The sequence below is a fragment of the Sphingobacterium litopenaei genome (genome assembly GCF_014692495.1).
In the GTDB taxonomy this organism is placed as follows: domain Bacteria; phylum Bacteroidota; class Bacteroidia; order Sphingobacteriales; family Sphingobacteriaceae; genus Sphingobacterium; species Sphingobacterium litopenaei.
The window spans coordinates 51827-70343 of the sequence record NZ_JACOIJ010000007.1; the positions used below are offsets into that span (position 1 = coordinate 51827).

The following is an 18517-nucleotide window of genomic DNA, read 5'->3' on the forward strand; positions in this document are numbered from 1 at the left end:
ACGTCCGTCTTATAATTGATAGGTATTAGCAAAATAAGATTTAATTCTTGTATCGTGCGTTGCAATAAGTAGTGTTACTTCAAAAGTCGCAGCCGTTTCCATCAACAAATCCATTACATATTTGGTGTTGGTGTCGTCCAATGCTGCTGTTGGCTCATCGGCAATTAGAACTTTTGGATGATTGATGACTGCACGAGCAATAGCTGCACGTTGTAACTGACCACGACTCAATTGATTGGGATAACTGTTAGCTTTATCTTTAATTTGAAGCTTATCCAATACTGTTATCACTGCGTTGCGATCTTGTTTTACTTTTGCTAAATATTGGGCTAGGATGATATTCTCTTCGATGGTAAGATTTTTCAAGAGATGTGCGTCTTGAAAAATAAATCCCATATTTTTCGCTCGGAATAAATCCCTTTTCTCCTCGCTAAGTGCATAAATATCATGGCTGTCTATGAAGACCTGTCCAGCAGTAGGAGCAGATAACCCGCCTAAAAGATGTAATAAAGTAGTTTTTCCACTTCCTGATTCTCCTAGCAGTAAGGTGTGCTTGTTTTTATCAACATGAATTGTAGGGAATGTTAATTCATTTTTCGCAGAAGAATATTGGAATTTGAGATTTTCTGAACGTATCATAGAATATTTTCCAAAAAGCTTTTAGATAAGTTTAAAGGTATTGACAATACCTTAGAATCAAAAATTCTATTCAAAATATTACATCGTCAATACTATTCCATCATTCAAGTGAACAGATTTCTTAACAATAGTTTTAAAGAACGATAATCTATAGGTAATACTTCCTTAATACCCGCTCATTTACTTTGTGTTAAGAAAAAATGAAATCAAATTGAAAACTAAGATTTACATGAAGGTAGTGGTGATGGTCTTGATTGGACTATTCCATTTTGGTGAGACTTTTGCCAATGTCCTAGATACAGCAATGCATAGTCAAGTAAAGCAGGATTTAAACGCATCAATTAACAAAAATGAATTAGGTATTAAGGGAAGGGTATTGGACTTAGAATCGATGCAGCCCATTGCTGGAGCAACAATATTGGTGTTAGAAAATGGAATGAGGACATCCACAAACGATAAAGGCGAATTTATTCTTCAAATTTCTAAAATTGGAGAGTATACGCTTGAGACCAGCTATATAGGTTATGCAAAAGAAGCTGTTCATGTCGTGTTGGATAATGATAGTTGGGCTAATGTAAATGTCGCGCTGATAAATGAGTCGTCGAAATTGGATGAGGTCGTCGTAACCCGAAGGAGAGCGCAACTTAGCGAAATATCCTTATTAGAAGAACGTAAAGTATCTAATCTAATGGTGGAAAAAATTGGCGCACAAGAGCTATCCCGTAAAGGGGTGAGTGATGCTGAGGGCGCATTAACCAAAATGTCTGGGGTGACCAAGTCTGCCAGTGGAGCAAATGTTTTTGTTCGTGGTCTTGGCGATAGATATAATAATACAACTTTAAATGGATTAGCACTTCCATCTGAGGATCCATTGAATAAAAATATATCCTTAGATTTTTTTGACACGGGTATCATTCAAAGTATTGGTGTTAATAAAACATTTAATGCAAGTATTACTGCTGATGTAGCAGGAGCAAATATTGATATTATCTCAAAAGAATTGACTGAAGATGCATTTTTAGAAGTTGGAGCATCTGCAGGTATTAATACGGAAGCAATTCGGGCAAATAATTTCCGTCGTATAGATGGTACGAATTGGTTAGGTACGCTAAAGGAAACTAAATCACCAATTACGAGCTTGACTAGTTATGATTTTCACAACAAATGGAATTCAAAAGAAATGGAAAATCCAATTAACTCAAGTTTTTCCATTATGGGAGGTAAAAAATTCATGATTGGTCAGAATTGTTTGAATGTTTTGTTGACTGCAGGAATGAATTCTGATTACAAGTATTATGACGGTGTGATTCGTCAAACAAATACGGCGGGTGTGATAACGTTGGATCAGTCTTCAAATCGTTCTATTTATAACATATCGAAAACAGGAATGACTAATTTGAAATACACATTTGGTAATAATCATTTGGCTTTCAACTCGCTATATATTAACGATCAAGGACAAGAGTACGAAAGAAATTTCGGCTTTAAAGCATTTGACATTGCTGATAATGCCTATTTCAGACGTAGTCATGTTGTGGATAATCATTTGTTTGTGAATCAATTGCTTTCTAAGTTAGAGGTGACTGAATTGATAGAGTTAGATCTAGGTTTAGGATATAATGTAGTGAAGAGTAATGAGCCAGATCGTCGTACATTAGAATTGATTGATATTGGTCAAACAGGTACTTACCGTTTGTACGATACTCAGAATTTTAATGAGCGTTATTATTCGGATATAAAAGAAACTGGTTGGTCAGCAAAAGCCATTGCTTCATACAAAATCGAAAACGACAAAAACTTAGACCGCAAAATTGAAATTGGATACAATGGAAATATTGTAGATCGTGATTTCAACGCGATGATATTTGGTCACAAAAAGAATGGGTCACTGGTGTTGAATACAGAGGATGAAGAAGATATTGATGGAATCTACGGGTACGATGCTTTTCAAAATGGAAATTTTGAGTTTTCAACCGGTAGGGGTTCAGATGATTTTAGACCTTATTGGTACTCAGGCAAAAAGCGTGTTCATTCAGGATTAGTGTCTGGAACGTACCAATTTACAGAAAAATTTACCTCGGTTTTAGGGGTTCGTTTTGATAATGTTTTTCAGGATATCGTTTATAGTACAAACTTATCGAGTACAGAATTGGATGGCCTATCACAAATTAAGAAAAACTACATTTTACCTAGTTTGAACTTAAAATATGCTTTATCCGAAAATAGTAATTTGAGAGCCTCGGCAAGTATGAGTTATACTTTACCACAATTCTTAGAAACAGCTTATTTCAGAAATACTTTCTCAACTTATAGTACCATTGGTAATAAAGATCTAGTACCCGTTGAGAATACCAATTTTGACCTTAAGTGGGAAATGTTTCCTTCATCGGGTGAATTAATCTCCGTAGGTGCCTTTTATAAAAACTTGAAAAACCCTATTGCAAGATCAGAAACAGGCAATAATGTAATGACTTACTTTAATGTTGGTTCTTCAGCAACTGTTGCTGGAGTAGAAGTAGAGTTGAAGAAAAATTTATTCAAAACTACAAACGAGCATGGTGTGAATGTTTTAGCAGCCGGAGCGAATGTTTCCTACTTGTATACAAAACAAGATCTCGAAAATCCTAATGCAGTATTCACAAAGTTTAATGGAACGAGTGCTTTGCAAGGTGCGTCTCCTTGGTTAGTGAATGCCGATGTAAACTATGTTTTTAATGGTAAAGAATTTGTTTGGACTTCGAGTATTGTACTAAATTATTTCAGCGATAGAATATTTGCAATTGGTACACAGGGATTCAAAGATGTAATTGAGAAAAGTGTTTCTACTTTGGATTTTATTTCGAATGTAGCGATCAACAAAAAATGGGGAGTGAATGTAAAGGCGCGTAATATTATCAATCCTAGTTTCGAATTAATAAGAGATACAGATGCAGGTCAAGGCATTACTTTACAATCATTCAGAAGAGGAGTGGACCTTAGTGCGGGTGTCTCTTATAAATTTTAATAATTTCTTAATCAAGTCTTAACTACGTGTTTTTATTGGGTTTTTACATTTGAGTAAATAAAATAAAAATTATAAACAAGAATTATAACTAAATAAAAAATAAAAATGAAAACTAAATTATTCACAGCTTTAGCTATTGTTACTTTAAGTTTTATGGCGTGTGATAGCAATGACGATAATACAAAAGTAACGCCACAACCAGAAACAACAGAATTAAAAGGTAGTATCACATCCAATGTAACTCTTAAAGCTGGTGAAATACGTTTGACAGATCCAACAATAGTGCGTGAAGGTGCCACATTGACAATCCCTGCGGGAACAAAAATTATTGCGACGACTCAGTCAGCCTATATTTTAATAGAAAAAGGCGCAAAAATTCTGGCTAAAGGTACAGCTGCTCAGCCTATCATTTTCACCTCTTCTACAGCGAAGTCGGGCTCCTGGGGTGGTTTGGTTATTAATGGTAAAGCACCACTTTCTCGTGCTAATGCTTCGGATCCTAGTACTTTCGGTACAGAGATAAACGACCAAATTCAATATGGTGGTTCTGATATAGCAGACAATTCTGGTGAGTTGGATTACATCATATTAGAATATACAGGTGCAAATATTTCTGATGACAAGGAGCATAATGGTTTAACTTTAAACGGTGTTGGCAATGGAACTAAAATTTCTAACATATATATTAAGGATGGAGCAGATGATGGTATCGAATTTTTCGGTGGTTCTGTAGATGTGACCAATCTATTAGTTGTTAATTCGGAAGATGATATGTTTGATTTTACCCAAGGGTATTCGGGTACTGTTAAAAATGCATACGGTATATGGACAGCTGGTTTTAAAACGGACGAAGTAGATCCAAGAGGTATTGAAGCGGATGGAAATCATGATGGAAAGGGACCTGATCACATTAACCAATCTAATTTCAAAATGCAAGATATTACCATCATTAATCATTCATCACAATTAGCCACTAAAGATAAAGATGGTAATGAAATACCTTTGATGAATGATTTCGTGAAAATTAGAAGAGGTGCCACAGCTACAATTACTAATCTTTTGATTAAAAATGCGGCGAATTCTACTTTTTCAGATATTATAGACATGAAAGATGGTAATGGTGCAGGAAACGCTGCAACAAATATTACATATACATTTGAGCCAGAAAGCTTATTCTCATCATCCAAAATTAAATTGGAAGGTGCTGCTAAAGCAACAAAAAATAATACTTCTACAGGCGCTAATACATCGGTATTTGCCTGGACTAAATATACATTCTAATATATAATTTTAAACTTAGTCATTGACTCCTTATTCATGTAATGAGGAGTTTTATTTTTGGGGAATAGTGATATACGACTTTGTATTCTGTGTCCAAGTAAATATCTGCTATTTCACCTATATTAAGACTCTGGTTTGTGATGAAGCATTCACAAATGCCATCATATTAATCTTTAGATTTGATGGTCTTACAATTTTTTTTGTCGAGTTGAAAGGCTAGGATTATTTGGGTAGGATGCAAAATCGAGATCATCAGAGGATTCTAAAACTCTTGCATACAATTTAAAAGAAAACCCCTTATTTTATGAATAAGGAGTTGACAATATATATAGGGGAGAGAAAGTTCAATTTTTGGATAATGGATTTAAAAGAATAAGCTTCAGTCAAGTCTATTTAGCTTAACGACCAAAGCTCATTCTTGTAAATATTCAATATAGATTATGGTTAACAGGTTGGTTTGTCATATTCCTTAAAAAAATCTATGTTTATACTATAGTGTTATTATTTGAAATTTAGTTCGTGTGATGTTAGAGGAATACACTAATCTAACAGACCTTATCTTTCATTATTTAAATTTAATTTTCAAATAATCCTACACTTAAATATAAACATAGATTGTAAAGTGCTGAAGTAAGTTTATTTACTTACATAAGGAGCTGAAACTAGCGCCTTGTCTCTAGTAATTTTTACTTCGTACTCTATTGTTTTGTCTTTTCTTACCAATTTCACTATGTAATGACCTTCGGGGAAACTATCCAAGTTGTAAACCTTTGTTACGGGTTTTTCACTTTTGATGCTTTCTTTGTAAAGTACACCATCGTACACATTGTAAATTGATAAATCTACTTTTTCAGCTTTATTTGTCGAAAATACCAATGATTTTTGTTTGTATGAGTATGGTTTTAATAATATTTTGATATCATCGCTGTAAGATGCTGAAGAAACTGCTAATAAAGCAAGTAATAAAGTTGTTTTTAATAGATTTTTCATAACAAATAATTTTTAAATGATTATTAAATATCTTATATAACAAAGGTATTCGTGGATTTTGGATAATTTTTATGGTAAATTTTCTAATTTCTATGCTATATTGATTATTTGTCGAATAATTTTTTTTAAATTAACTTTTATGATCATTTTTTGCCTAACTTTCTCTTAGATATGAAAAAGATCAACCCAAGCTTTGAAATTATAGAGCCATCTTTTGGAAGTTCGTTTGCATACGCCAAATACGTGGAAAATGAAAATAATAAAGCTCATGTGTGGCATTATCATCCAGAAATTGAGATTGTATATGTAAATGGAGGCACAGGAAAACGGCAAATTGGAAGTCATATTTCTTATTATACGAAAGGTGACCTTATTTTAATTGGCAGTAATCTTCCGCATTGTGGTTTTACAGATACGAATACAGGTAACAAAAAAGAAACAGTTATACAATTTAAGCCAGAACTATTTGGTAGAGAATTTATGAATCTACCCGAAAATAAATTTTTAATAGATTTTTTTGAAGTGGCAAAAGCGGGAATTGCATTTATTGATGCGACTAAAAATGCTGTCGGCGCTAAAATAGAAGGGATGATAGACTTAAATCCATTCGAACGTTTGTTAAGTTTATTAGAGGTGTTAAAAGAATTGGAAAGTGCTGCAGATCATAAGGTATTAAATGCTGCTGGCTTTACTGTAGAGCTGCAAGTGCAAGACAACGATCGAATTAATATGATCTTTAATCATGTGAAGGATCATTTTTTGGAAGAAATAAGTCTGGAACAAGTTGCCGAAATGTCTATTATGACTGTACCTTCTTTTTGTCGTTTTTTCAAAAAAGTAACCAATAAGACATTTACTCGATTCGTCAACGAATATAGAATTGTACATGCTTGTAAGTTATTAGCAGAAAAACCAATGAGTATCGCGAATATAAGTTATGAAAGTGGATTTCATAACTTTAGTCACTTTAATAAGCTTTTTAAAGAATTTACAGGTAAGAGTGCTTTGCAATATCGTAAAGAATTGCATACGATGATTAAATAGTATATTTTGTATTTCTAGATTCTGTAATATATTGAACGAACTTTATGTAGCGAGTTATTTGATTTAGTCGTTACTGTAAGTAAATCAATTATAATTATAATTATGAGAAATTTAATAATCATGTTTTGCATTGTTGGATTGCAACTAATGTACTGCTCCTGTAAAAAGAATAATTCAAGTGAAGATGCTGTAGGATCGATTGTTGGCAAATGGAAATTGTCGGAAGTTTATTCTGATCCAGGTGATGGTAGTGGGAAATTTACAAAAGTTAATGGTGGTAAAATTTTGGAGTTTACATCTGAAGGTGAAGTTTCATCAAATTCTTCATTATGCTCCATGATTTCAAATGGTTTATTACATGAAGAATCGTCTTATATTATATCTGAAAGTTCTGGAAATAGGAATAAGTTAATAATTGATAAGTGTGGATATGAACTTAATTATGAATTGAAAGGAAATCAATTAACAATATATTATCCTTGTATTGAGGGGTGTGGTGAAAGATTTGTACGTGTTGGCAATTAATGGGCGGTAATTATGTAAACATGTGTTGTCTTAGCGTACGAAATTAGCTATCTTTGTGATGATGGATAATTTCATTGTCTCCGCGCGTAAATATCGTCCCGTTACCTTCGATTCTGTCGTTGGTCAATTGCATATTACAAACACTCTCAAAAACGCTATTCACAACAATCAGCTAGCGCAAGCTTTCCTTTTTTGTGGGCCTAGAGGTGTTGGTAAGACGACTTGTGCACGTATTTTAGCAAAAACCATCAACTGTGAGCATATCTCAGAAAATACAGAAGCCTGTGGAGAATGTGATAGCTGTAAGTCGTTTCAAAATGGTGCATCTTTCAGTATTCATGAATTGGATGCAGCATCCAACAACTCGGTAGATGATATCCGAAGCCTGATCGAACAGGTACGTATCCCGCCTCAAACGGGCAAATACAAAATCTATATCATAGATGAGGTGCATATGCTTTCGCAAGCGGCTTTTAATGCTTTCTTGAAAACTTTAGAAGAACCACCTGCTTATGCTATTTTTATCCTCGCTACTACAGAGAAGCACAAGATTCTCCCAACTATTCTTTCACGTTGTCAAATCTTTGATTTCAATCGTATTAAAGTAGAAGATATGGCTAATCATTTGGCCAATATCGCAACGAAAGAAAATGTGACTTTTGAAGCTGATGGCTTACATGTCATCGCTCAAAAAGCGGATGGTGGTCTTCGTGACGCGTTATCTATGTTTGATCAGATTGTGAGTTTCTCCAACCGCAATTTGACGTATCAAGCTGTCATTGACAATCTCAATATTCTGGATTATGATTATTATTTCAAATTAATGCAAGCTATTGCCCAAGAAGAAGCGGCAGAAGCCTTATTGATTTTTAATAATGTGTTGAACAAAGGTTTTGATGGGGGACACTTTATTGCTGGTTTGTCGAATCATATTCGCAATCTTTTGGTGACGAAAGAGCCTCGTACATTAAAGCTTTTGGATGTTAGTGAGAATATTAAGAAAAAATACTACGAGCAATCTGCAGAATTAAGTTCTGGATTATTATTATCTGCATTGAATATTGCGAATCAATGTGAAATCTCCTATCGTTCAAGTAAAAACCAACGTTTGCAAATTGAATTGGCGCTGTTGAAAATGTGTCATTTGTCCTCCGCGATTAAGCTAGGATTGAATGGAGTATCAGCTACGCAAGTGGACGTAAAAAAAAAACTTCCTGAATCCGTAAAACCTGCTCCAGCAGCAGCTCCTAAAACAATTTTATCTACACCAGCTCCTTCAGTAAAAAATGAAGCTTCAGCACCTTTAAAATCAGCAATTCCTAGTCCCGTAAAGGCTCCAGAGCCAGAGAAAAAATCTTTTTCATCAGGTAAGGGCTGGGGAAGTTTCAAACCTTCGGTCGCAGTACCAAGTTTAGCTACTGTTTTTGAAGAAAAATCTGTTGATGAAGAGGAAGAGTCAGATTTGGTGCAAGGAAATGAGTTTAGAGAAATCACCTTCAATTCATTTATCAGTAAATGGAATACTTTAGCTGAAAAATTAAAAGCTGAGAATCGTATTACTTTATATACGATCATGACTGCCAACGAACCTCGACTGAATGGTAACATCATTGAGGTCGATGTGGAAAATATGGTGCAAAGTGATCAGCTAAAAGAAGGGAAAATAGATATTCTAAACTATTTGCGCGTTGAGCTTAAGAACTTTGCGTTGGATCTCACTACACATCAATTAGAGCAGACGGTTATTCGTAAGGCGTATACCTCTCAAGAAAAGTACCAAGTGATGGTGGAAAAGAATCCTGCCTTGGAAACATTACGTAAAACTTTCAATTTAGGTCTAAGCTAAATTTCTCGTATCTTTGTACAAAATTTTGATAAGCTCTTATGAAATGGCTTATCTCATTACATATAATTTAGAATAATGCAAAACAATTTCCAACGTCGTGATCGCGGCGAAAAAAGAGAAAGTAATCAAATGGTATTTGGTATTCGTGCCGTAATCGAAGCCATTGACAGTGGTAAAGAGATTGAATCTCTTTTTATACAACGTGGTTTAAGCGGAAGCTTACTGTTGGAATTGAAGGCGTTGATCAAAGAGCATAATATCGGTTATCAACAAGTTCCTGTTGAAAAACTGAATAGAATTACGCGCAAAAATCACCAAGGTGTAATTGCTGTAATTTCGCCAATTACCTATCAAAATATTGAGGATATTCTTCCAGAGATTTACGAAAAAGGAGAGACGCCCTTGTTGTTGATGTTAGATGGAGTAACAGACGTTCGTAATATGGGAGCTATTGCGCGTACTGCTGAATGTGCTGGGGTGCACGCGATTATTGTTCCTAAAAAAGGTTCTGCAGAAATTAATCCAGATGCAATTAAAACTTCTGCTGGAGCATTGTACAAAATCCCGGTTTGTCGTCAAGATTCTTTAGGCAAAACAGGTAAATTTCTTATTGATTCAGGCGTACAATTAGTTGTTAGTACAGAGAAAACAAAGGATTCTGTTTATGATGTAGATTATACCGTTCCTACTTGTGTAATTATGGGAGCTGAAGATGTAGGTGTTTCGGATGATTTGATTCGTATTTCAGACAAATTAGCCAAAATTCCTATGTTCGGAGGAATTGGTTCATTGAACGTATCCGTATCGGCAGGTGTAGTGATTTACGAGGCTATCCGTCAACGTAATATTCAATAAAAAAAATGCTTAAGCAGAAACTACGCAGACAATTAAGAGTTTACAAATACGTAGTTTATAAAGAAACTTTAGTCGATTTTAAAGATCACTTTTGGTCTTTTATCGGCGCATTTATTGGGATTGGAATAATAGCTTATTTACAATCCATACAACTTCCTCAATTAGAAAACATTTTCCTTATTGGTTCTTTTGGCGCATCATCAGTACTTATTTATGGTGTTGTTTATAGTCCACTAGCGCAACCTCGAAATCTGATTGGTGGTCATGTCGTATCAGCTATAGTTGGTGTAACAGTAGGGAAGTTCTTTCCAGACGTGGTTTGGTTAACGGCACCTATGGCAGTTGCCTTATCTATTGTCGCAATGCAGATTACACGTTCACTTCATCCTCCTGGCGGAGCTACGGCTTTAATAGCTGTGAGCGGTGGAACAAAAATAACTTCACTGGGTTATATGTACGTGTTATCTCCAGTATTAACAGGGGCATTGATTTTATTCACAGTGGCATTGATTTTTAATAATATTACGAAAGATCGGCATTATCCAGTAAGGCATTCCAGATTAAGGAAATCGAGACGAATGATTTTAAGGAAAAGATTTAATAAACAATAAAGGGAAGATGCATATTATCTTCCCTTTATTGTTGTGTGCCCAGCATGGGCAATAACTCTAGGGTGTAAGTCTCGAACACGCCTTTACAGTGGGAAGTGTTAGCTTATGACAAGGGTGTCCACCGCGAGGTGGAATCTGAAGGAAGTCTGAGGCAAAACCTCGGTCCGACGAACAGAAACTACTATCAAAGAAAGGGGATAGTATGGTTCTCCACCTGTGTCATTTTTAGAACCAAACATGGTAATATGTCCTTGTGGATCAATTTGTATTTTTATAATTGGTTTTGAACCACTACGTCCATTCATTTTAAAAATCTCAGGCATCGTTACCGTATTATTATTTTTGTCCACATAGCTCTTACCCCATCGCGTGCCATCTGCAAATTGAATATTTGGTTTTAAAGAACGCTCATACTGATTAAATCCTTGAAATTGAATTTCATTGGTTTCAGTTTTTTGCTTTGGAGTGTTGGCGTTGTTTTGTGTTCCATAATATAACGTAGAGTCGTTAATGGTCATGTTGAATGAGTTGTCGATCTGGTATATATCGATAATAGCTCCAAAGTCCGAATCAGGAAACGTAAATGTCAACGGTTTTGGAGTCGCAGACGCTACATTTGAACCGAAAATATCTACTTTAAAATCCCCAGTTGGCGTTGCGTCTACTACACATGGACAAACTACTTTTAATTTTAAATTATATCTTACCCCTGGTTGTATTTTTATGTCCGGTATATTTATATGCTGAAATAATCCATTTATCTTTAGAGAGGATATATCATAGGTGCTTTCTGCTCCATCTGCCAATATAAATAAAGATTCAGAACGTATGACATCACTGCCTATTGTGTTTGCGATAATTTTCAGTTCTTTTGCAGATGTCAATTTATTTTGGAATGAAGGACTGCCTGTTGCGAGATCAAAACTCGCTTTTTCGAAACCTCCTGTAATAGTTGGATTGGTAAGTTCTGTGATTTTACTTCCCAACCTCTTGTCTGTTTGATCCGCCTCAATGGTTGTGTACACCTCACTAAATTGGTGTTTAAGCTTCATCTCAATGGTATTTCCAGCAACTCGTACAGTAATATTTTCGTGGTGATAAATGAATTCAGTTGTTAGATTTTCAAGTACAAGTTTTGATACATTAGTTGTGTCTTTGGGAACTGGTACTGTTGAGGTGCTATTGGTAGAATATGCAATAAATTGGTAAGTCGAGCCAATGTTTAACTTCTCAATTTTTATACTATTATCTCCTTTTTTATAGGTATGGGTTAAGTGATTTGAAATAATTACCCTTGGAGTCAAAAACAAAAATCTTGATTTTAGTTCCATTTTCTAATTCCTTTGAGGAAGAAGTCTGCGTAGTTGCTGCGATTTTTTTGGATGAGTTTATTATCGACTCTGGTTCTACTGTAGCTTGTATAGCTAGTTCTGGACCTAAAGAAGTATATATCTTTTGAACATTAGATACATTGCTTTTCAATGAAGCCTGTAATGTGCTTGAATTACCTTCTGATAAATTATCGGCACTTATGTTCAGCGTAACATTACTAATCCCTTCGCCAACCTCGTCGTCAAATTTTTTTTGACAGGAGAGTGTTACTGTTATAATAAGCAGAATTAATAAATTTTTAACAAAATTCATTTGATTAAAATTATTTTTGAAATTCATATTGTAAGTCAATTTCTTCTTCTTGCCATACTTCTAGCCAGCCTTGATTGGCTGGTTGTTGTATGGTAATGTTTGAGGTATTAGCTATGGATTCTTCCACAAATACGCTATAAACTTCCATTTTAGGAGGAGTGTATTTCTTCATTTTCATCACGTTTTTCTTTGTAGTTTTTTATTCAGCCATATGACTAATAGTATATGGTGACATTAAATGATTCTTCTTATAGAATAGCCTTGTAGTAATATTTAGCCTGTGGATAAAAAATTAAAATAGCATGCATGCCAAAAAAGATCATTTTTTTGACCGTATGTATTCAATAGTTTATCTGTTAGATTTTGCTAGCTATAGTAAAATTAGTGTGCGTTATATAGCTTTTATTATAAGAATCGCGCACAAAGGTAAATGATTTTCACTAAGATTAAATGGTAAAATATGGTTTTTTATGGTATATTATGTTTTTTATTGTTTTGTTAAATTGAAATAAAGTTATGTTTATATTGTGTGTAACAGAATAATATTCTGATTTTAGTAAATTGATTGTTGTCGTCTATTACCGCATCATTTTTGATTTTTGCGTCTGCTATATTTATATTTGCATGTTTATTCGTGATTGGTTATTGAAATTTTTATTTTAGCATTTTCAACCTATGAAATATGAATAAAAGTCTTTTTAAAATAGCTTTCCTTGCTGGGTTATGCTTTTCATTAAAATTTTCTGTTGCACAAACTCCATTGAAAATAGAGGAAAATATTTTAAAGGAACCTAACAACTATTATTATATTAATTTCCAGAATTATGCTACGCCTTTGAATAAACTCCCTATTGGCGTATTCGACTCGGGAACAGGTGGATTGACTGTACTTGATGCACTAGTTAATTTTGATCAATTTAATAACCATACAAAGCATCAAGGTAAGGATGGAATATTAGATTTTGAAAGCGAAAAATTTATCTATTTAGCAGATCAGGCTAATATGCCTTATGGTAATTATAATGCTACGGGTAAGGATGATTTGTTGAAAGAGCATATTATCAAAGATTTTCAATTTCTATTAAGTAATAAATATTATCAGAATTCGAATCAAACTTCATTTCAAAAGGATAAAGAACAGGTAAAAGCGATTGTCATTGCATGTAATACTGCTACAGCATATGGCTATGAAGATGCGGTAGCTTTTTTGAATACAACGGGTTTGAATATTCCTGTAATCGGTGTGATAAACGCTGCAGCAAGAGGGACGCTTTCGTTTTTTGATAAAAAGGAAAATGGTTCTATAGCGGTTTTTGCGACAGTCGGTACTATTGCTTCAAAAGGTTATGAACGGACACTGAGACAGCAAATAGTCGAAGGAAATTTTACTGGTGATATTGAGATATTTAATCAAGGTGGATACGGTCTTGCTGAAGCTGTAGACGAAGAACCTGATTTTATTCGCAAGAATGTAAAAGAACCGAGAAAAGAATATCGCGGCCCTTCGCTAGATAATCCAAATTATAGAATAGATCAAGCCCTATTAGAGGTTTACAACTTTAAAAAGGATAATAGTAGCCTCCTTTGTGATAATCAAAATGTTGACGATTGTTCGATTATTCAATTAAATGATGCTGAGAATTATGTACGTTATCATTTGGTTTCACTAATGGAACAGATGCGTAAGGCAGATAAGGCGCAGCCTTTGAAAGCTATTATTTTGGGATGTACGCATTATCCTTTTTTGATAAAGGAAATTAAACAGGTTTTTGATGAGTTGAGAAATTATAAAGGCAAGGACGGAAATTATGTGTATAGAAATCTGATTTCCGAAAATCTACATATCATTGATCCTTCGGTTTATGTAGCTCAAGAGTTATACACAGCTTTGAATTCGAAAAGTCTTTTCAATGACAGTAAAAATCCATTGATGACAAAGTCAGAATTTTATATTTCGGTGCCTAATGTTACGAATAAGAACGTAAAATTGGATGCTGAAGGCAGATTTACTTACGACTATAAGTATGGACGTAATGCTGGAGAGATTCAAGAATATGTTAAAGTCGTTCCTTTCGATAGGAAAAATATATCTGAGGAGACATTGAAACGTTTTGAATCACTTATTCCAAATACCTATAAATTGATCCAAAATTTCTCCAAAGAGAATCCAAAGACAAGATATCTCAAAGCAGAAGAAAAAATATAACAAGAAAGACCTCGAATTAAGAGGTCTTTCTTGTTAATTATAAATTTCTTTGTAATTCTTACTATATTTTTCAATAATCTTTTTACGTTTCATTTTGAGGGTAGGAGTGAGTTCACCACCTTCAATAGTGAATTCCTCTGGAATAATGGAAAACTTTTTGATTTGTTCCCATTGTCCAAAGGATGTATTTATTCGATTAATTTCGTGGGTAATTTTTTCTTTGATCTCCTTTTGTGCTAAAAAATCTTCTTTTGATAATGAAGTAAGTTGCATTGCACTTTCCTTAGCCCAATCCAAAAGGTTATTATAAGATGGGACTATGAATGCTGCAGGAAATTTTTCGCCTTCCCCTATAACCATAAACTGTTCGATAAATAGTGATTCGACCATTTTTGATTCAATAGGTTGTGGTACAATATATTTTCCTCCAGAGGTTTTGAACATTTCTTTTTTACGATCGATAATTTTCAAATATTTTCCGTCAATCCATTGGCCAATATCTCCCGTATATAGCCAACCGTCTTTAATAATCTCTTCTGTACCTTTTGGATCTTTAAAATAACCAAGCATGATATTATCGCCTTTGGCTAATATTTCTCCGTCTTCAGCTAATTTGATGTCAATATTTATCAATGGCAAACCAACAGTCCCTAGTTTCATTCCGCGTTGAAAATCATTAACAGCTAAGCATGGTCCGGCTTCTGTCAAGCCATACCCCTCATAAATATTAATTCCTGCTGCCATATATAATCGAATTAAACGCTCTTGCAAAGCAGCAGAACCCGAAGAAATACCTACAATTTCTCCACCTAGAGCTTCTTTCCATTTGGAAAAAATCAATTTTCGGGCTATTGATAATTGAAAATTATACAAAGCACTGCGTTTGTCTTTTTCTAATTCGTATTTCTCACCCAAAGCGATAGCCCAAAAGAATAATTTACGTTTAATGCCAGTCAACGATTCTCCGGTTTTCATTATTTTCTCATACACTTTTTCTAAGACACGTGGTACAGCTGAGAAAATATGAGGTTTGACTTCTTTCATATCTGCGCCAATGGTTTCCATTGAATTGGCATAATAAATTGTTAAGCCTTTGTACATATATACATAATGAAACAAGCGTTCATAAGCATGACAGACAGGAAGAAAAGACAAAGCACGCATATATGAAGTCACTGGAAAAGAATATTCACTGCTCATCATATCTGCTAACAAATTTTTATGCGTAAGCATGACACCTTTAGGATTGCCAGTGGTGCCACTGGTATAAATTATTGTGGCAATATCTTCATGTTGTACAGCATTTCTTCGCGTATGAAACTCTGAATCGGAAATAACCTTTCCAGTTTGATTAACAATACTCCAATGAGGATAGACTGTACCTTGTTCTAAAATAAAAAGATTATTTAGTGTTAGAAGATCGGCTTTGAGATTAAAGATACGTTGGTATAAATCTTTATTGCTAATGAAGATGATATTAACCTCAGCATGATTTAAAATATATTTATAGTCGTTGTCTGAAATGTTGGGATATAATGCCACGACGATAGCTCCAATCTGTTGAATAGCAAAGTCTAGTAAGGACCATTCTATTCTATTTTCACTTACTATTCCGACTTTGTCTTGTGGTTTTACACCAAGGGCAATGAGTCCTTTAGAAAGTTCGTCGATTTGTTGTTGGAATTCTTCATTAGAGAGTTTCTTCCATTTTTTTTCTTCTTTATAAGAGAAAATAGAAGAAGTAGGGTAAGTGTCCTGTCTATACTTGACTAGATCAAATATACGTGTAGGCTCGTTTTTCATAAGCAATATCACATAAAATATAAAGGCTACCTAAACAAATAGGTAGCCTAACAAATTTACGCAATATTCTTAAGATTAATATTTGCTTTTCGATTCACGGCGTTTGCCAGAGAAATCACGGAATCCGCCATTATCTCCACCACGTTCTCTTCTTTCGCCAGAGAATCCACCACGACGGTCACCGCCACGATCTCTTCTTTCGCCACCGAAGCCTCCGCTACGCTCACCACGACCTCTTCCACCACGGTCACCGCCTCTAGAGCGACCACCACGGTCTCCACGATCTGAACGACCTTCCCCAGATACTTCGATACGAACTTGACGTCCGTTGAAGTCTACACCTTTGAAGCCATCGAATACTTTATTAACCTCTTCATCTTGAACTTCGAAGAATGTGAATACACCTTTCAAATCAATTTTACCAATAGACTTGCCCGAAATATTTGCAGTATTACAAATAAATCCTAACATATCTCCACGGCTAAATTCATCTACAGAACCTAAGTTCATGAATAAACGAGTGTATCCTTTTGAACTTTGGCGTTCACCACGTTCTCCTCTTTCACGTCTATCGCCGCTTACTTCACGTGCATCGATATTTAAATCAGGTGCGTTTTTGTAGTAATCTAAGAAACGATTGAATTCAAGAGATGCAAATCTTTTTACAATTTCTTCTTTCGATAAATCTTCGAAACCTTCCATAATAGCTGGTAAGAAAGTGTTGATTTGCTCTTCGTTAACTTCAACATTTTTTACCTTATCAATGATGGTCATCAATTGTTTTGCAACAACTTCTTCCCCTTGAGGTACTTGCATTTTAACGAAAGGTTTACCGATAACTTTTTCAAGTTGACGGATTTTGCTTTGCTCTTTAATGTTGATTAATGAGATTGAAATACCAGTTTTACCCGCACGAGCCGTACGACCTGAACGGTGTGTATAGTTTTCAATTTCATCAGGTAATGAGAAGTTAATAACGTGTGTTACATCATTTACGTCGATACCACGAGCAGCTACGTCTGTTGCGATCAACATTTGTAAGCTACGGTCACGGTAACGTTTCATTACTTTATCACGTTGTTGTTGTGACAAGTCACCGTGTAATGCATCTGCATTGTAACCATCTTTGATTAATGCTTCTGCGATTTCTTGAGTTTCGATTTTAGTACGACAGAATACAATACCAAAGATTTCTGGATTAGAATCCACGATACGTTTGAATGCTGCGTATTTATCTCTTGCTTTTACCAAGAAGTATTGGTGCTCAATATTTGCATTACCTGTATTTTTTGTACCTACAGTTAATTCAAATGGATCAGTCATATACTTTTGAGCGATACGACGTACTTCTCTAGGCATAGTAGCTGAGAACAACCAAGTTTTTTTATCTTCTGGAGTTTCTGATAAAATGTTGTTGATGTCTTCTTGGAAGCCCATGTTCAACATTTCGTCCGCTTCATCTAATACAACATATTTTACATTTGAGAAGTCAATAGCATTTCTGCCAATGATATCTAACATACGTCCTGGAGTAGCGACAACAATCTGTACACCACGTCTGATTTGACGTAATTGATCACTGATGTTTGCACCTCCGTATACAGCTACAACGTGTACGTTGTCGATGTACTTAGCAAATTTTTCTAAATCTTTAGCGATTTGTAAACACAACTCACGAGTTGGGCATAATACTAATGCTTGTGGGTGTTTTTGAGAAAAGTCTAACTGCTCTAATAATGGTAGACCAAATGCCGCTGTCTTACCTGTGCCGGTTTGGGCTAATCCGACAAAATCGTCGCTGCCAGTCAATAAAACAGGAATGGCTTTTTCCTGTATTTCAGAAGGTTTTTCGAAACCTATTTCTGAGATGGCTTTAACAACTTCCTCACGGATTCCCAGTTCTAAAAATGGGTTCATGAAATAAATTATACAATAGGCACTATTGCCTAAGGCGTTGCAAAGGTATGCATAATTATTCTAAAAACCTAATTTCTAATAGATTGATATGAGGTAGGCAACTTATGAATTTTATTGTTTTAAATTAGTTGTAATTAAAACTAAGTTAATTA

15 protein-coding genes are annotated in these 18517 nt (G+C 34.7%); 8 read left to right on the forward strand and 7 right to left on the reverse strand.

Annotated features, from left to right (window positions below):
- Positions 1-9 precede the first annotated feature (9 nt).
- A complete protein-coding gene (locus tag H8B04_RS05575; protein ID WP_165290239.1) occupies positions 10-639 on the reverse strand; it encodes an ATP-binding cassette domain-containing protein in 630 nt (209 codons plus the stop codon).
- 211 nt (positions 640-850) lie between these two features.
- Here H8B04_RS05575 and H8B04_RS05580 point away from each other — a divergent pair, with 211 nt between their 5' ends.
- Positions 851-3643: a TonB-dependent receptor gene (locus H8B04_RS05580; protein WP_190301711.1), complete on the forward strand. Its 2793-nt coding sequence runs from the start codon at positions 851-853 to the stop codon at positions 3641-3643.
- Between the two features lie 105 nt (positions 3644-3748).
- Positions 3749-4924, forward strand: a complete 1176-nt coding sequence (locus H8B04_RS05585; protein ID WP_190301712.1) for a hypothetical protein — start codon at positions 3749-3751, stop codon at positions 4922-4924.
- A gap of 636 nt (positions 4925-5560) precedes the next feature.
- Here H8B04_RS05585 and H8B04_RS05590 read toward each other — a convergent pair.
- Positions 5561-5914, reverse strand: coding sequence for a hypothetical protein (locus tag H8B04_RS05590; protein ID WP_190301713.1), 354 nt, complete (start codon positions 5912-5914; stop codon positions 5561-5563).
- 171 nt (positions 5915-6085) lie between these two features.
- On the opposite strand from H8B04_RS05590, the gene H8B04_RS05595 reads away from it, so the two are divergent.
- The 5 genes from H8B04_RS05595 (at position 6086) to H8B04_RS05615 (ending at position 10795) form a co-directional block, all read left to right on the forward strand.
- A complete protein-coding gene (locus H8B04_RS05595; RefSeq protein WP_190301714.1) occupies positions 6086-6958 on the forward strand; it encodes an AraC family transcriptional regulator in 873 nt (290 codons plus the stop codon).
- 102 nt (positions 6959-7060) lie between these two features.
- A complete protein-coding gene (locus H8B04_RS05600) occupies positions 7061-7483 on the forward strand; it encodes a hypothetical protein (RefSeq protein WP_190301715.1) in 423 nt (140 codons plus the stop codon).
- A 61-nt stretch (positions 7484-7544) separates the two neighbouring features.
- A complete protein-coding gene (locus H8B04_RS05605) occupies positions 7545-9329 on the forward strand; it encodes a DNA polymerase III subunit gamma/tau (RefSeq protein ID WP_165290278.1) in 1785 nt (594 codons plus the stop codon).
- Between the two features lie 75 nt (positions 9330-9404).
- The gene (gene rlmB / locus H8B04_RS05610) at positions 9405-10184 is read left to right on the forward strand and encodes a 23S rRNA (guanosine(2251)-2'-O)-methyltransferase RlmB (RefSeq protein ID WP_165290245.1); all 780 of its coding nucleotides are present in this window, start codon (positions 9405-9407) and stop codon (positions 10182-10184) included.
- Positions 10185-10189: 5 nt separating this feature from the next.
- Positions 10190-10795 carry an HPP family protein gene (locus tag H8B04_RS05615; protein ID WP_190301716.1) on the forward strand — a complete coding sequence of 202 codons (606 nt, stop codon included), beginning with the start codon at positions 10190-10192 and terminating at the stop codon, positions 10793-10795.
- Positions 10796-10893: 98 nt separating this feature from the next.
- Here H8B04_RS05615 and H8B04_RS05620 read toward each other — a convergent pair whose 3' ends face one another.
- Genes H8B04_RS05620 through H8B04_RS05630 form a run of 3 tightly spaced genes read right to left on the reverse strand, consistent with a single transcriptional unit; the run spans position 10894 to position 12611 of the window.
- Entirely contained in the window at positions 10894-12126 is a 1233-nt protein-coding gene (locus H8B04_RS05620) for a hypothetical protein (RefSeq protein ID WP_190301717.1), read from the reverse strand.
- Positions 12053-12439, reverse strand: a complete 387-nt coding sequence (locus tag H8B04_RS05625) for a hypothetical protein (RefSeq protein WP_190301718.1) — start codon at positions 12437-12439, stop codon at positions 12053-12055. Before H8B04_RS05625 ends, H8B04_RS05620 begins: the two co-directional genes overlap by 74 nt.
- A gap of 10 nt (positions 12440-12449) precedes the next feature.
- A complete protein-coding gene (locus tag H8B04_RS05630; protein WP_190301719.1) occupies positions 12450-12611 on the reverse strand; it encodes a hypothetical protein in 162 nt (53 codons plus the stop codon).
- A 510-nt stretch (positions 12612-13121) separates the two neighbouring features.
- Here H8B04_RS05630 and H8B04_RS05635 point away from each other — a divergent pair.
- On the forward strand, positions 13122-14645 hold the full coding sequence (locus H8B04_RS05635; RefSeq protein ID WP_190301720.1) for a glutamate racemase: 1524 nt from the start codon (positions 13122-13124) through the stop codon (positions 14643-14645).
- Positions 14646-14678: 33 nt separating this feature from the next.
- On the opposite strand, the gene H8B04_RS05640 is transcribed toward H8B04_RS05635, so the two are convergent.
- Both H8B04_RS05640 and H8B04_RS05645 read right to left on the reverse strand, forming a co-directional pair.
- A complete protein-coding gene (locus H8B04_RS05640) occupies positions 14679-16448 on the reverse strand; it encodes an AMP-dependent synthetase/ligase (protein ID WP_165290250.1) in 1770 nt (589 codons plus the stop codon).
- A gap of 75 nt (positions 16449-16523) precedes the next feature.
- Positions 16524-18365, reverse strand: coding sequence for a DEAD/DEAH box helicase (locus tag H8B04_RS05645; protein WP_165290251.1), 1842 nt, complete (start codon positions 18363-18365; stop codon positions 16524-16526).
- Positions 18366-18517: the final 152 nt, after the last annotated feature.

What these genes read in the sequence shown, in the direction of transcription:
- H8B04_RS05575 (WP_165290239.1), bottom strand. Translation starts at nt 639, where the DNA reads ATGATACGTTCAGAAAATCTCAAATTCCAATATTCTTCTGCGAAAAAT.
- H8B04_RS05585 (WP_190301712.1), top strand. Translation starts at nt 3,749, where the DNA reads ATGAAAACTAAATTATTCACAGCTTTAGCTATTGTTACTTTAAGTTTT.
- H8B04_RS05590 (WP_190301713.1), bottom strand. Translation starts at nt 5,914, where the DNA reads ATGAAAAATCTATTAAAAACAACTTTATTACTTGCTTTATTAGCAGTT.
- H8B04_RS05595 (WP_190301714.1), top strand. Translation starts at nt 6,086, where the DNA reads ATGAAAAAGATCAACCCAAGCTTTGAAATTATAGAGCCATCTTTTGGA.
- H8B04_RS05600 (WP_190301715.1), top strand. Translation starts at nt 7,061, where the DNA reads ATGAGAAATTTAATAATCATGTTTTGCATTGTTGGATTGCAACTAATG.
- H8B04_RS05605 (WP_165290278.1), top strand. Translation starts at nt 7,545, where the DNA reads ATGGATAATTTCATTGTCTCCGCGCGTAAATATCGTCCCGTTACCTTC.
- rlmB (WP_165290245.1), top strand. Translation starts at nt 9,405, where the DNA reads ATGCAAAACAATTTCCAACGTCGTGATCGCGGCGAAAAAAGAGAAAGT.
- H8B04_RS05615 (WP_190301716.1), top strand. Translation starts at nt 10,190, where the DNA reads ATGCTTAAGCAGAAACTACGCAGACAATTAAGAGTTTACAAATACGTA.
- H8B04_RS05620 (WP_190301717.1), bottom strand. Translation starts at nt 12,126, where the DNA reads ATGGAACTAAAATCAAGATTTTTGTTTTTGACTCCAAGGGTAATTATT.
- H8B04_RS05625 (WP_190301718.1), bottom strand. Translation starts at nt 12,439, where the DNA reads ATGAATTTTGTTAAAAATTTATTAATTCTGCTTATTATAACAGTAACA.
- H8B04_RS05630 (WP_190301719.1), bottom strand. Translation starts at nt 12,611, where the DNA reads ATGAAGAAATACACTCCTCCTAAAATGGAAGTTTATAGCGTATTTGTG.
- H8B04_RS05635 (WP_190301720.1), top strand. Translation starts at nt 13,122, where the DNA reads ATGAATAAAAGTCTTTTTAAAATAGCTTTCCTTGCTGGGTTATGCTTT.
- H8B04_RS05640 (WP_165290250.1), bottom strand. Translation starts at nt 16,448, where the DNA reads ATGAAAAACGAGCCTACACGTATATTTGATCTAGTCAAGTATAGACAG.
- H8B04_RS05645 (WP_165290251.1), bottom strand. Translation starts at nt 18,365, where the DNA reads ATGAACCCATTTTTAGAACTGGGAATCCGTGAGGAAGTTGTTAAAGCC.